This window comes from Acidithiobacillus sp. YTS05 (genome assembly GCF_024396695.1).
In the GTDB taxonomy this organism is placed as follows: domain Bacteria; phylum Pseudomonadota; class Gammaproteobacteria; order Acidithiobacillales; family Acidithiobacillaceae; genus Igneacidithiobacillus; species Igneacidithiobacillus copahuensis.
This window is the reverse complement of the sequence record NZ_CP094359.1, coordinates 1,951,568-1,964,967: the sequence shown is the minus strand read 5'-3', so window position 1 is coordinate 1,964,967 and position 13,400 is coordinate 1,951,568. Positions and strand designations below refer to the sequence as shown.

The following is a 13,400-nucleotide window of genomic DNA, read 5'->3' as shown; positions in this document are numbered from 1 at the left end:
TTATACCACGGACTTTATCAGTACGATGATAATTCCCTTGCCACGCGTAAAGACGATTGCCAGAAGCCAGTTTAGATTGCAAAATTATTATGAAAATCTAGCAGATAAACCCAATTCTATAAATCGAGGCAAACCCGGATATGCTTCATAGTATGGTTGTCCAACACCAAAAAAATTATATTGCTTATAAAACTGATAATAATGCGTGTAATACGTATTATCAAGCAAGTTTTCGATATTCAAACTTACAGTTACTGAAGATATATGAGCGTTGTGCATGGGAACCCTATAGCTTAATTCTAAATTGGTAAGAAAATATGGCGCCATCCTCACGCCAGGATTTGGAACTGTTGCATTTGCCAACAAAGGATTTGTTAAGTCCGACGGAAGAACCTCAGTGGTAATCTGTGGGCCTGTGTAACTTTCTCCTAATTTAGCGTAGAAATTATGTTTATGATAGCTAACATCTAATCCTGCAATCCAATTCGGGACAAAAGCCAATGGGTCTCCTGCGAACACGTAACCATATTGCTCACTTGACGGAGTTACAGCAGCAGCAAAATTATTCATGTAGTTGGCGCTGGTGTAAGAAATATTACCAGACACACTCCATTCTGGATTCACCTCATATTTCCCAGATAATTCTAAACCTTTCATTTGTTCTTCGCCTATGTTAGCATATTCAGTAAGCCCGGTTATAAGATTATCATAAAATGAAAACATTCCGTGCATATTTTGCCAAAAACCATCCAGGTTTAAATATAACTTGTTTCCTACGTAACGTACGCCAGCCTCATACGCATTCACGGTTTCTGGCCCCGGTGCGAGGGTAGTACTACCCTTAGGTCCAAGCAAATAATCTCCTACAGGTGCAAAACGCGCTCCTTTTCCATAGCTGGCATAAGCAACAATTATTTTTGTGATATCATAAGACAAACCAAAGTACGGAAGCACCTCCTTGTCATAGTTACCTAAAGTATATGGGTAAGGAGGCGATCCATAAAGATTGGCAGGTACATAATTGCTCGTGCTGACACCGGTAATCGTTACCCCAGGCTCTATGTGAAGACTATTGTCAAGCAAATAAATTTTGTCAGAGAGATACCCGCTGTAAACCGTTCGTTGAGCTTTTCCAGAAGGATCGTAAAGAGAGTTATACCCATATAGTTCTGGCATATTAAGACTACCATAAAAATAATTGCCCCCACCTGGTCCAGAGGTTTCCTGAGCTACCAGACCACCTACGGTAATATCGTTGTGCGGTAAAAATACGTTCACCTTTGGGACAATTCCTAGTGTGGTACTTCCAGAATATTGGGTTTTCGCAGCCTCACCAGCATCATAACTGCCAAAGGTTGCAGCTGGGTCGTAAGTATGTGGTACTACACCAGGGGATGCCACAGTTGGCGGTAATGGCCCGTATGAGACAGATGCGTCACTTAGACTTACTTGATATGGATATGACGGTGAAATATAGCTGGGTTGTAAATATCCTGCCTGGTAGCTATATTTATGAATATAAAAAGCTTTTGCTGATACAAGAACCCGGTTGTTAATGTAGGTTCTGTCTCCTAGAATAGCGGTCAAATATCTGCCTCTCTGAAGCGTACTGCTTTCAGAAAGTGGATAATTATAAAAAATCCCATACTTTTCTAGCTGTGATACAGCCATTGGAGAACTTGCCAGATTTGCTCTTGCTGTATTATAAATGAGAGTTCCAGTAACTTGAGAGAGACCATCGTCGTATGGCTTGATGGCAGAGAAAAGAAAATCGGTGTAGCGTGCTGGTGTATGCTGGATATATCCATCGGTCTGGGTACGGCTCAATCGGGTATATATTCGCAGGCCGTTGGTTCCCGGAATACTACCAGAACTCGCGTCAAATCCATAAGTGTCAGTGGAAAACGAACCGATCTTCGTAAATATATCTGCGTAGCTCTTTTCTGGTGGTGTTGTCGTTGTGTATGCTATTGTCCCTCCCACCGTTGCAAAGCCCCCACGGTCAGGAGGAGCTACACCCGGATAGACATGAATGCCTTCAATCTGGCCAGTGCTTATAATGCTCCCAACATTGTTTGTCAGAAGAGCTCCTTGACCTCCATATAAAAGATCCGTCATTGGGATACCATCTAGCGTCTGGGCAAGCTGGCTCATGCGCACGCCACGAACAGTAAAAACTGGGAAACTTGGCCCGATATTCTGTTGGTATTCGTTCACCGAAGGGGTGAGTTTTAGAATGCTGTAGATTGATGCAGCAGAGCTCGCGTGGTCGATTTCTTTCTTCCCAATAATGGACATGGCCGAGGCGATGTTCTTTTCCCCGATCTTGAGCTTTTGATATTTTTTCTCGATCTTCTTGAGTTCTACCACCTTCTTGTCGCTACTGCTGGGTGTCCCTGCCAGGACCGGTAGGGCATACCCCCCCATCACGACGATCGCTGTGCAGACTGCGATACGGCAGGAACGGCTGCTCAGTACGGGGAATCCAGATCTCATGTTTTGCGTCCTCTCTTTCTTCGATTGCGTTAAACCAAGAATGAACTCTAGCTACTAATCTCTACGGGAACCGTAAAACGCAAAGGCTTATGCGGCATGTGTGTCGTGTAGGCCGGGAAAGTGGTATTGCGAATCGCGCGCAAGGCGGCTCTGCGGATGAGCGGGTTATCCGTTCCTCCGACCACGTGGACGTCAAACGCGGATCCACCAGAGAAGGTGCCACCTGAAATGCCACTGTCACGGTCCCGTGCAGGTGCAAGCGCTTAACTATGGCCGGGATCCGCAGGTTCTTCTTGACTAGGGAGCGTGCTCCCGAGCCATAGGCACCAAATTCGGGGTAACGAGAAAAATGGCTTCATCGAGCCGGTTGGAAAATCCCTCTCCACGAGCGCTGCCATAGTGGTGTACCAGCCCATAATGGCGAAGCGCTGCACTGAGCAAACCCTCTTCCGGCAGCCTGCGTGAACTCTCCAGTAGTTCTTGGAGATCGTTTCGATTCATCTTGCCGTGTTCTGATACCCTCCAGAGAATCTCCCGGCCTTTTCGGGCGGCACTCCGCAAATACCAACCGCGATCAAATATCACCGTCAGCACCATCAGCAGCAGGAGTATCAAGAGGTACAGAACACCGTCAGAATAATTGGCGAGATGAATCAGATAATCGAAAGACATAGTCGACCCTCACAAAGCAGGGGATGCGATCAGAAACACAAAGGAGCCAGAGCCACCCGTAATGACGCAAAGAAAGCCAAAATCATACCTGTTACAACATCAGCAATGTTTATGCCAACTTTTTGATGGAGAACGAGAATACGCGCGCGACATTGAATAAGTCCTCATAATAACAGTAGGTTAGGATGTTCTGGCACCTCTCAGTGACGATGATCTAACCCGCTGTTTCCGAAGCTCTAATGCATATTCATGGTGCAATGATATGCACCCGCATAGTGCCTTGCACTAGGCTGGACTTCCTTCCTGAAAACTGGTGCAGTCGATAGACGCACCAAATGAAATCCTGCTGGTCATCCCCAGACCTACTGGAGATATAGTCATGTATGAACGTTCCCGGCTTTGCAAAATGTCGTAGATGTAGATTTGCTTCGACTGCAAACATGTATCCGGCCTGTTGATGGCTATTTTGCCCTGGCCCTGATGGGTAATCCGCAGGTCTGCTCCTAATCAATTCTTCGGCCTGTACTCCGGCCTTTGACAATATCAGGTTTTTCAGACACTGGTTCGACCTATCGTAAGCATGCAGCCAACCCATCTTTTCACTGTGTATATTTTTGCTGACGCTATCCCCGGATTTTCACTGGAGGGGGTAGTGATGACAAAGAAAGAGCGGACGGAGAAGGTGGAATTTTGGCGGCAGCAATTGGAAGGATTTTTGGCGAGCGGCCTTTCGGTCAAGGACTACTGCGCGCGGCAGGGGATTTCGGTGGCCAATTGGTATTATTGGCGCAAGCGCTTGGGGAAGAGTTCAGGGCCGCGGGTAATGATTTCGGGCGCTGAAGAATTTTTGCCGGTCCGTCTGGCAGAAATGTCTTCCTCGATGCCTGTAGAAGTCCAGTTACTGTCCGGGCGCCGCCTGAAATTCTCGGCACCACTGGATAGCGCCTGGCTGTAAGCGTGCAGCCAACCCATCTTTTCACTGTGTAAATTTTTGCTGACGCTATCCCCGGATTTTCACTGGAGGAAATAGTGATGACAAAGAAAGAGCGGGCGGAGAAGGTGGAATTTTGGCGGCAGCAATTGGACGCTTTTGCAGCGAGTGGTCTTTCGGTCAAGGACTACTGTGCGCAGCAGGGGATTGCCGTAGCCAACTGGTATTATTGGCGCAAGCGCCTGACCCAGCACAGTACGCCGCGAGAGCTTTCCGCATCCGGTGAAGAATTTTTGCCGGTCCGTCTGGCAGAAATGTCTTCCTCGATGCCTGTAGTAGAAGTCCAGTTACTGTCCGGGCGCCGCCTGAAATTCTCGGCGCCGCTGGATAGCGCTTGGCTGCAGGCCTTGGTACAGGTTCTGGAAGGGCCATGTGGCTGAGTCCAGGCAGTCGCATCTGGCTGGCAGCCCATCCCGTGGACATGCGTCTGGGTTTTGACGGTCTGGCGGCCAAGGTACAGGGAGTGCTATCCGCCAATCCCTTCTGCGGCCATGCCTTTGTCTTTCGCAACCGGCGCGGGGATCGGCTGAAGCTCTTGCTCTGGGACGGTCTGGGATTCTGGCTCCTGTATCGTCGCCTGGACCAGGGGCGGCTGCATTGGCCCCGGATGGAGCATGGGGCGATCGAGCTCTCGGCAGCCCAATGGGCACTGCTGGTCGAGGGCCGTCCCTGGACCCCATTGCCCGCCCTCAGAATCTGTACGCCAACTGCCCTATAACTGGCGGAAATGCTTGCCTTTTCTGGCGGTTTCTGATAGCATTTCTTCATGAAATCAAAGACTCCCGCCGATCTTCCCCGCCATCCTGACGCCCTGCGCAAAATGGTTTTGCAGCTCCTGCAGGAGCGCGAAGAAAAAGATCGGGAATCTGCTTGGCAGATGGCCCAATACCATCAGCAGATCGCAGAACAACACCAAGTCATTGCGCTAAAAGAGCAGCATATCTCCGTACGCGACGAGACCATCGCCCGCCTGGAACTGACCATTGCCAAACTACAGCGTTGGCGCTTCGGTCGGCGTTCGGAAAAACTCTCTGCCGATCAGCTCCGTCTTTGGGAAGAGGCCCTCGAAACCGAAATCGCCGCCGTGGAAACGGAACTCGATGCCGTACTCGCTGACAGTGCCGCGGCTACCAGCCCAGAGTCCACTCCCAAGGCCAAGCCCCGACGCCATCCCGGTCGGATGAAACTCCCCGATACCCTGCCTCGGGTAGAGGTACAACACGCCCCCAGCCGTTGCACCTGTGGCCAGTGTGGCGCTCTTCTGGAGTCCATCGGCGAAGAAGTCAGCGAAAAGATCGACTATGTCCCCGGCCACTTCCAGGTGATCCGTCATGTGCGCCCCAAGCTCACCTGCCGCTCCTGTGGCACCCTGGAGAGTCCCCCACTACCGGCGCAGGTGATCGACAAAGGCTTGCCCACCGCGCGCATGGTCGCGCAGGTCTTGACGGCCAAGTATCTCGATCATCTTCCCCTCTACCGCCAGGAAGCCCAGTACCAGCGAGCTGGCGTGCCCCTGTCCCGCTCCACCCTCAGCAGCTGGCTGGGTCAGGGAGAATACTGGCTCAGCCTCCTGGCCGGAGCCTGCAAGGAGGCACTGCTGGCCGGAAAGATCCTGCACGCCGACGAGACACCCTTGCCGGTTCTGCATCCGGGCAGCGGCAAGACGCAAAAAGCCTATCTCTGGGTCTATCGCAGTCAGGCCGATGCCTCCCACCCTATCGTCGTCTTCGACTATGCCCCGGATCGCAAGGGGATCCATCCGCAGCGCTTCCTCGGCGACTGGCAGGGTATCCTGCAGACCGATGACTACAGCGGCTACGATGCTCTCTATCGCAAGGGAGGGATCATCGAAGCGGGCTGCTGGGCCCATGTCCGCCGGAACTTCTACGATCTCGACCAGAGCGCCCCCAGTCCCGTCGCGCAGAATGCATTACTTCGCATCCGCAAGCTCTACGAGATCGAAGCCGAGATCCAAGATGACCCCCCGGAGCGAAAAGCCCAGATCCGACGACAACGCGCCGGCCCCTTGCTGGAGTCCTTCCATACTTGGTTGACCGAAGTGCAGATGCAGGTGGCCCCGAAGAGTGCCATTGCCAAGGCCATCAACTATGCACTGAAGCGCTGGCCGGCCCTGACTCTGTACCTCGATACTGGCCATCTCAGCATCGACAACAACGCCGTGGAAAGAGCCCTGCGGGGCGTGGCCATCGGCCGCAAGAACTACCTCACTTGGTTGACCGAAGTACAGATGCAGGTGGCCCCGAAGAGTGCCATTGCCAAGGCCATCAACTATGCACTGAAGCGCTGGTCGCCCCTGACTCTGTACCTCGATACTGGCCATCTCAGCATCGACAACAACGCCGTGGAAAGAGCCCTGCGGGGCGTGGCCATCGGCCGCAAGAATTATCTCTTTGCCGGCAACGACGCCGGTGGCGAACGGGCAGCGGCCTTCTACACCCTCATCGAGACCTGCAAACTCAATGGCGTCGAGCCCTTCGCCTATCTCAGCGACGTCCTCGACAAACTCCCCACCTGGCCCGCCAAAAAACTTCAAGAACTTCTCCCCTGGAATTGGACGAGCCCTACCGTAGCCTGAACAGATTCCAGCCGACTAGATGGGTTGGCTGCACGCTTACGCCTGGCTGCAAGCGTTGGTACAGGTTCTGGAAGGGCCATGTGGCTGAGTCCAGGCAGTCGCATCTGGCTTGCAGCCCATCCCGTGGACATGCGTCTGGGCTTTGACGGTCTGGCGGCCAAGGTACTGAATCCCCCCGATTTCTATGGAGGCTCTGTAACGTGACAGAATGGAGCCATGGATACGATGAAATCAGGTCAGAAGTTTTCGGAAGAGATTCGGTCTCGCGCAGTTCGATTGGTGGATGAGCATCGAGGGGAATACCCCTCGCTTGCGGCGGCGTTGCAATCGATTGCTCCGAAGTTTGGGTGTACTCCCAAACTAGCCAGCGCGTTTTTTGCCCAGGCGGAGCTCGACCGCCGATGCAAACGGTAAGGACTTTCATAGACCAATACCGGAGAGACTATGGGGTCGAGCCCATCTGCCGCGTTTTGCAGGTGGCCCCATCGGGATACCGTCATGCCCTTGCTTGTCTACGACATCCAGAACTGCGGAGCCGGAGAGCCAAAAGAGAGGAAGAGCTTCTACCGCTCATTCAGTCTGCCTGGGAGGAAAGCAGGCAGGTCTATGGAGCCATCAAGATATGGTACCAGCTGCGCAGACAGGGGGTTCAAGTGGCCCGCTGCACCGTCGAGCGGCTGATGCGTACACAAGGGTGGCAAGGGGTCCGGCGCGGCAAACGGCAACGGACCAGCGTTCCAGACCAGCGGAATCCGTGCTCTCAGGATCTTGTCCATCGTGACTTCCGCGCGGATAGGCCCAATCAGCTCTGGGTGGCAGATTTCACCTATGTGTCGACTTGGGAGGGGTGGATCTATGTGGCTTTCATCATCGATACCTTTGCCCGGAAAATTGTCGGTTGGCAGACCAGCACTACGATGCATGCAGACTTTGTCCTGGATGCCTTGGAACAGGCCCTTCATGCGCGCCATCCTGGACAGGGATTGATTCACTACTCTGATCGCGGCTCCCAGTATCTCAGCATTCGATATTCAGAGCGGTTGGGTGAAGCTGGCATAGCGACCTCCGTGGGCAGCAAAGGAGACTCCTACGACAACGCGTTAGCGGAGACGGTCAACGGGCTCTATAAATCGGAAGTCATTCACCACCGTGGACCTTGGAAAACACGCTCCTCTGTGGAATGGGCAACGTTGGAATGGGTACACTGGTATAACACCCATCGGCTCTACGGACCCTTGGGATACATCTCTCCAGCAGAAGCGGAGGAAAACTACTATGCTCACGTGAGCGAACAACCGCCAGAGGCAGTAAAAGAAACAGAAGATGCCCTCCACTGATCCCGGGGGGATTCACTTCTCTAAAACCGGTCGTGCCTAGCCCTTCCACCTGATCAGCGAGCTCTACGAGCATACTTCCTCGATTTTGCCACCAACCCTTTCTTCGGAGAATGGGCCTAGGTCTTTAGCGATGCCAAGATGACCACCGCCAAAGGTCACAGGTTCGAATCCTGTATCGCGCGCCAATAAAATTAGTGAGTTACACAGAGCCCGGCCGCGCGCTGGGTTTTTTGTGTCCATACGGGTATAGCATGATCCTGACTTTCATCGCTGCGCATTCCTAGGCAGGCGGCGAGAGATGGAGTTCCTCTCCCCAGTTTTCGTAGTTGATGATCTCCGTCAAGGTATACTGATAGCCGCTCTGCATGACGGTTTCCTGTAAGACGACCTGCTGTGGATAATAGGGTGCGGTGATGGACAGATAGATCGTGCCGCTGGCCGCGCGTACGGAACCGATCGGCAACGAGGCGCCGGCTTTATTGAGTTCAATCAACCCCTTTCCATTGACGGTGAATTGGAAGGGCGTCGTTGGAATGCCGTGTATGGATTCGCCTGGCAGCTCGACGACATCTGTTAGATAGGGCTGGATTTTTTGCCAGGGAATGGACTGCGGAATTTGCACCGGAATAACGCCCTTCCGGTAGGCACCGCCGGGAGGAGAGGTCCGATACCACGCCTGCTGTCCGATGGTCAGGCTGCTTGCCGTCGCCGAAATTCCCGCAAAAAATTCGGTTTTTGCGGTAGCTTCACTTTCTTTATTGATTGGATCGACGGCGCCCCAACCGGTGATTTCTGCAGGCAGAAGCGCGCTGGTGACGCGGATCCGAAAATGGAAAGGGGTCGTCAGGAAATTGGCAATTCCGCTCCGCAGCTTTTCCGGGAGCACGACTGAAGGCCCGCTTGATGATGTCGTACCCGGCTTTTGTATAGGGGGGAACTCCTGTGCCCGAAGCGGGGTACTGAAAAGTGAGCCGCACAAACTCAGCGCCGCTGTACTTAGGAGCAGAGCATTTGTGCGTCGATTCCGGTGCAGGGTCATTTGTACAATCTCTCCAAAAATGGCTCTATCCTCTTTGCGCGTATAGCGCTGATTGCGCATCCTGTCGTAGCAGAGGGAAATACACAAAGCGTGCCAGCTAGGATGGCCTGTATTTCTGGGGCTGCGGTGCCAAGATCTGTTTCTGATCGGCTACAGCGCATTGTCAACCCGATATGCAATTTGTAGAAATCGACTGCCTGATATGGACGAATCCCTGTTGTCTGGCTGTCGTCAAATGGAAACAACCGGGGAGCTGTACTCAATTACCGTTATGCCGGTGGGTTGAGCGTTTTTTAGGCTTATTCCCAGCGCGAGCTGCTGCCGTGGGATGGTGAAGAAGAGGGAATTTCCCTGGGCATTGTCTAGAATGCCCAGGGGTTGTGTTGCAGATCAGTGACTCTCGTAACCCGCCAGGTGGGTGATTCGGTGGCGGAAGACCCAGATCTGATAGGCGTTGTACATGATCATGATGGGCACGAAGCCGGTCATGAACAGGGTCAGGATGGCCAGGTCGTTGGCTGGGTTGCCACCTGCGGTGATGGTCCAAGTATTAGGGATGATATATGGGAAGTTGGTTGCCCACATCCCGCCCCACATCAAGACCACGATGGCGCCGCACCAGAGCAGGGCCGGAAAATCCCGATGGGCGGCATGCGCCGACATCATCTTGTAGGCCGAGACCAGAATGGCCAACAGCAGGATCAGCCAGCCAAACCAGCCGCTGCCCGTCCACTTGGCGGCATCCGGCATGATGGCATAGGACCAGATCAGGGTGATGACGACCGCCGCTGGGGCCAGGAACGAGAAGATCGTCGCCCAGTGATGGGCCTTTTTATAGATCGGATCGTCCTGCTTGAACCGGGCACAGAGGAACAAGGTGCCTGCCAGGCCACCGGCAATGACCGCGCCAATGCCCGTCCAGATGCTGAAGGGGCTCAGGAAACTCAGGGCAGTCCCAGCAAAGTGCGGTACCGTGTTGACGAAGGGGTCATTGGCCACCTGGATGCCTTGGGCATTTTCGGTAGTCATCCGAAAACCCAGCAGGGTAGCGCCCAGGGCAATGCCAGCAAAGAACGCGGCTACCAGGCTACCGAGACCGAACATGGTGCCCCAGAATTTCCTCGAGCCCTTGGCATGGACATGAAACTCAAATGCCACCGCACGCGAGATGATGCCCCACAGCGTAAACATCAGCGGAATCATCAGATAGTTGAAGGTAGAGCCGTAGACGAGAGGGAAGGCGCCAAAGATGACCCCACCGGCCACCACCAGCCAGGTTTCGTTGGCATCCCAGGTGCCGGCCATGGAAGACATGACCGCCGCGCGGTCATTTTCGTCCTTTAGCAGGAGGGAAAAAAACCCAGCACCGAGATCGGCGCCGTCCAGCACAATATAAATGATGAAAAACAGTCCCAGCAGAATCCACCAAAAGGTGCTGAGCGCACTGTGGATTCGCAGAATATCGCTTAGATGATCCATGATCGTTGTCCTTTTGCATCAGGGAGGCAAGGCGCAGGGCCTTGCCTCCGATAGACGGATTCAGAGCTTGTTCAGGGTAGGCTTGGCAAAACTCGCCTGGGCCATGCCACCGCCGGAGGATTCCGAAGGCGCGGCACCCACCACCGGGCTGTGCAAGTCCGGTCCCTTCAAGATGATGCGGCTAAAGAAGTACCACGCCCCGCCCCAGACCATGAATTCAAAGACAATATAGCCAATGAACCATAGAGCTTCGGCGGAGACCCCCATGTGGCTCACCCCCTGCCAGGTCCGCATCAGGCCATAGACCACCCAGGGTTGGCGGCCGATTTCCCGCGTCCACCAGCCCGTCCATACTGCCAGGTAGGGCAGAAACCCGCTGAAGACCAGCAAGCGCAGGAAGCGGGGATGGCGGCGGAGCTTCTCTGCCGTCAGTTCCCCGCGGATGCGCAGCCAGTTGCCCCACAGAGCCATCAGAAACAGGAAGAAGCCGATGGTCACCATGAGTCGGAAGGCATAGAAGGGCACCCAGACATCCGGACGGTCATTGGGCGCGAACTGATCCATTCCCGCGACTTTGCCATTCAAGGTGTGGGTTTCCAGCAGACTCAAGACATGCGGGATGGTAATGGCAAAGATATTGCCATCGTTTTGTGCATTGGGAATGGCAATGATATGCCAGCCGGAGTTCACCCTTCCATCTGGCAGATAGGTGTGATAATGCCCTTCCATCGCCGCCAGCGAAGTGGGTTGATCGACCGCCACTTCGCGCCCCAGCTCATCGCCAATGAAGATCTGCAAGGGAGTTATCACCAGCAGCGCGAGGAGCGTTGGCTTGAGCAGCGTAGTGAAGAGATCCGCGTGGCGATTCTTGAGAATGAACCACGCCGACACCGCAGCAAAGAAAAAGAGCGCGAGCTCCACGGTGGCGATCCACATATGCGGAAAGCCGATATCGAAGTTGGGATTGAAGATCGCATGCCACCAGTTGGTCACCTGGAAGAGACCATCTTTCAGCACGATCCCCCGGGGCGACTGCATCCAGCCATTGGCCACCAGGATCCACATGGCCGAGAGGCTGGAAGACAGGGCCACATTGAAGGTGGAAAACAGGTGCATGCCCTTGCCGATCTTGCCCCAACCAAAGATCATTAGACCAATGAAGCCGGCCTCGTACATGAAGGCGGTAATGGTTTCAAAACCGAGGATATTGCCAAAGAAGGGACCAACGGCCTGGGAAAAGGGCCCGTAGAGAATGCCGAAAGCCATCTCCATGGTGACCCCGGTTGCCACGCCGGCGCCAAAGTTGACGATAAAAAGCTTTTCGAAGAAGCGTTGCAAGCGGTACCACTTTTCGTTCCCCGTGCGCAGCCAGGCCACTTCCAGAAAGAAGAGCAGCCAGGACATGCCGATGGTGACCGGCGTCCAGAGAATATGCATGGACGTGATGAAGGCAAAGTCCAGGCGGCTGAGCATTATCGGGAGTGTATTCTCGATAATCATAAAAACTCCTTATCTTGTAAGCGATGTGAATCGCGGCAAGCCTGATTGGCTTGCGGCTGTAGAAGCACTCTCTGTACCTGACAAAAGCGGTAAACTATGTTCTAATAAAAATATATAGTTATATGATATTTCATCAGAAGGTCTCCTCCCTTCTGGTCCAAATCAACCGCACGCACTGGTTTATATCAACCTTTCTGGTGTATTTGCACCGCGGCTGCCGCCGATCAATTTCATGAAACTCTACGATTTATTTTCGCGGATGGTATTGGCAGAGTGGCCATTCAAGTTCTCGCGTTCTGTGCCGTTACTGAGCCATAGATAGACTTGATCAGCAGGATTGTTATGCACGAGGCAACAGAAAACAGCGGTGAAGTGCTGGAGACAGTCACCAGCATCCTGACCCGGCAGCTCGCCCTCAGCCGTGAACAGTTGGAGCAAGCCATCACCGATATTGTCGGTCGCTTCACCAGCCTGCACCGTCGCTTGAGTGAAGCGGTGCTTTCTTCCCAGGGTACATCCGGCGAAGAAGGCGCCGCGGAAGCGAGGCAGCGTTTTCGCGAAACGGAAACCGAATTGCAAATGATCCTGCGCCATATCGAAGCTTCGGTGCAGCAGCATGAAGCCAATCAGGCGACCATTTCCGCCCTTATGCAGCAGGTCAATGTCCTGGAACAAATGGCGCGAGAGGTGGGAGAGATTGCTGCGCAAACCACGCTCCTGGCCCTTAACGCGGCCATCGAAGCTGCCCGTGCCGGCGAACAGGGGCGCGGCTTCGCGGTGGTGGCCGACGAGGTGCGCAAGCTTTCCTCTCGTTCCAAGGAAAGCAGTGTGGCGATGGCCGAGAATGTCAAGGAAATCGTCAAGGTCATCCGCCAGGTCGTTGCGGCGGCAGGTAAATCCATCGAAGAAGAAAGAACTTTCCTGAAAAATGCGCGGGAATCGACGCGCAACGCCCTGGATCGTGTCGAGCAGATGACCGAAGAGCTCTGCACCTCTCAGGCCAGACTACAACTGGAGGGAACGCAAATCGCCGGGGATATGGATCAGCTTCTGGTCACTCTGCAATTTCAGGATCGCGTCAATCAGATTCTGCAGCACGTCGAAGAAGGTCTGGCTGAATTGCCGCGACATCTGCACCCCAGGGAAAGCCTGCAGAGCGTCCAAGACTGGCTGCAGTCCATGGAGAATCGCTACAGCACGGCCGAAGAGCGGGCCGCCCACCGCAATGAAGGTGTCGCGACCGCTGGCGGTGGCGACGACATCACCTTTTTTTGAATCCAAGGGATAGCG

General features: G+C 53.8%; 12 protein-coding genes and 1 other annotated feature. Of the genes, 7 read left to right on the top strand and 5 right to left on the bottom strand.

Translation table 11 applies throughout. The annotated features are described in order from the left end of the window. Positions 1-87: 87 nt before the first annotated feature. Both MQE22_RS09675 and MQE22_RS09670 read right to left on the bottom strand, forming a co-directional pair. A complete protein-coding gene (locus tag MQE22_RS09675; RefSeq protein ID WP_255789686.1) occupies positions 88-2,496 on the bottom strand; it encodes a TonB-dependent receptor in 2,409 nt (802 codons plus the stop codon). A gap of 297 nt (positions 2,497-2,793) precedes the next feature. Continuing rightward, a complete protein-coding gene (locus MQE22_RS09670) occupies positions 2,794-3,168 on the bottom strand; it encodes a hypothetical protein (RefSeq protein WP_319643718.1) in 375 nt (124 codons plus the stop codon). Positions 3,169-3,823: 655 nt separating this feature from the next. On the opposite strand from MQE22_RS09670, the gene tnpA (MQE22_RS09665) reads away from it, so the two are divergent. The 6 genes from tnpA (MQE22_RS09665) (at position 3,824) to MQE22_RS09640 (ending at position 8,092) form a co-directional block, all read left to right on the top strand. After that, positions 3,824-4,123: an IS66 family insertion sequence element accessory protein TnpA gene (tnpA, locus tag MQE22_RS09665; RefSeq protein WP_215872964.1), complete on the top strand. Its 300-nt coding sequence runs from the start codon at positions 3,824-3,826 to the stop codon at positions 4,121-4,123. 77 nt (positions 4,124-4,200) lie between these two features. Then, positions 4,201-4,539, top strand: coding sequence for an IS66 family insertion sequence element accessory protein TnpA (gene tnpA / locus MQE22_RS09660; protein WP_215873499.1), 339 nt, complete (start codon positions 4,201-4,203; stop codon positions 4,537-4,539). Next, positions 4,530-4,877 (top strand): IS66 family insertion sequence element accessory protein TnpB, encoded by a 348-nt coding sequence (gene tnpB / locus MQE22_RS09655; RefSeq protein WP_215872297.1) that lies wholly within the window; start codon positions 4,530-4,532, stop codon positions 4,875-4,877. Before tnpA (MQE22_RS09660) ends, tnpB begins: the two co-directional genes overlap by 10 nt. Before the next feature lie 48 nt (positions 4,878-4,925). After that, complete coding sequence (gene tnpC / locus MQE22_RS09650; RefSeq protein ID WP_255789685.1) at positions 4,926-6,755, top strand: IS66 family transposase; 1,830 nt, start codon at positions 4,926-4,928, stop codon at positions 6,753-6,755. 78 nt (positions 6,756-6,833) lie between these two features. Next, positions 6,834-6,959, top strand: coding sequence for a hypothetical protein (locus MQE22_RS09645; protein ID WP_255789684.1), 126 nt, complete (start codon positions 6,834-6,836; stop codon positions 6,957-6,959). Positions 6,960-6,980: 21 nt separating this feature from the next. Beyond that, positions 6,981-8,092 (top strand): IS3 family transposase gene (locus tag MQE22_RS09640; RefSeq protein ID WP_215870823.1). Its coding sequence is split into 2 segments (ribosomal slippage): positions 6,981-7,134 and positions 7,134-8,092, totalling 1,113 coding nucleotides; the frame shifts between segments, so codons are not numbered across the junction. Further along, positions 7,124-7,240: a sequence feature (AL1L pseudoknot), on the top strand. It overlaps the preceding gene by 117 nt. A gap of 280 nt (positions 8,093-8,372) precedes the next feature. On the opposite strand, the gene MQE22_RS09635 is transcribed toward MQE22_RS09640, so the two are convergent. From MQE22_RS09635 to MQE22_RS09625, 3 genes are all read right to left on the bottom strand, one after another. Continuing rightward, positions 8,373-9,191, bottom strand: coding sequence for a hypothetical protein (locus MQE22_RS09635; RefSeq protein WP_255789683.1), 819 nt, complete (start codon positions 9,189-9,191; stop codon positions 8,373-8,375). Positions 9,192-9,521: 330 nt separating this feature from the next. Then, on the bottom strand, positions 9,522-10,610 hold the full coding sequence (locus tag MQE22_RS09630) for a cytochrome d ubiquinol oxidase subunit II (RefSeq protein ID WP_215870825.1): 1,089 nt from the start codon (positions 10,608-10,610) through the stop codon (positions 9,522-9,524). Positions 10,611-10,670: 60 nt separating this feature from the next. Further along, the gene (locus MQE22_RS09625) at positions 10,671-12,110 is read right to left on the bottom strand and encodes a cytochrome ubiquinol oxidase subunit I (RefSeq protein WP_215870826.1); all 1,440 of its coding nucleotides are present in this window, start codon (positions 12,108-12,110) and stop codon (positions 10,671-10,673) included. 342 nt (positions 12,111-12,452) lie between these two features. On the opposite strand from MQE22_RS09625, the gene MQE22_RS09620 reads away from it, so the two are divergent. After that, positions 12,453-13,385 (top strand): methyl-accepting chemotaxis protein, encoded by a 933-nt coding sequence (locus MQE22_RS09620; RefSeq protein WP_215870827.1) that lies wholly within the window; start codon positions 12,453-12,455, stop codon positions 13,383-13,385. The last annotated feature ends 15 nt before the right edge of the window (positions 13,386-13,400 follow it).

Excerpts from the sequence above, each read along its gene's own strand:
- MQE22_RS09675 (WP_255789686.1), bottom strand. The coding sequence starts at position 2,496 with ATGAGATCTGGATTCCCCGTACTGAGCAGCCGTTCCTGCCGTATCGCA.
- MQE22_RS09670 (WP_319643718.1), bottom strand. The coding sequence starts at position 3,168 with ATGTCTTTCGATTATCTGATTCATCTCGCCAATTATTCTGACGGTGTT.
- tnpA (WP_215872964.1), top strand. The coding sequence starts at position 3,824 with ATGACAAAGAAAGAGCGGACGGAGAAGGTGGAATTTTGGCGGCAGCAA.
- tnpA (WP_215873499.1), top strand. The coding sequence starts at position 4,201 with ATGACAAAGAAAGAGCGGGCGGAGAAGGTGGAATTTTGGCGGCAGCAA.
- tnpB (WP_215872297.1), top strand. The coding sequence starts at position 4,530 with ATGTGGCTGAGTCCAGGCAGTCGCATCTGGCTGGCAGCCCATCCCGTG.
- tnpC (WP_255789685.1), top strand. The coding sequence starts at position 4,926 with ATGAAATCAAAGACTCCCGCCGATCTTCCCCGCCATCCTGACGCCCTG.
- MQE22_RS09645 (WP_255789684.1), top strand. The coding sequence starts at position 6,834 with ATGTGGCTGAGTCCAGGCAGTCGCATCTGGCTTGCAGCCCATCCCGTG.
- MQE22_RS09635 (WP_255789683.1), bottom strand. The coding sequence starts at position 9,191 with ATGCGCAATCAGCGCTATACGCGCAAAGAGGATAGAGCCATTTTTGGA.
- MQE22_RS09630 (WP_215870825.1), bottom strand. The coding sequence starts at position 10,610 with ATGGATCATCTAAGCGATATTCTGCGAATCCACAGTGCGCTCAGCACC.
- MQE22_RS09625 (WP_215870826.1), bottom strand. The coding sequence starts at position 12,110 with ATGATTATCGAGAATACACTCCCGATAATGCTCAGCCGCCTGGACTTT.
- MQE22_RS09620 (WP_215870827.1), top strand. The coding sequence starts at position 12,453 with ATGCACGAGGCAACAGAAAACAGCGGTGAAGTGCTGGAGACAGTCACC.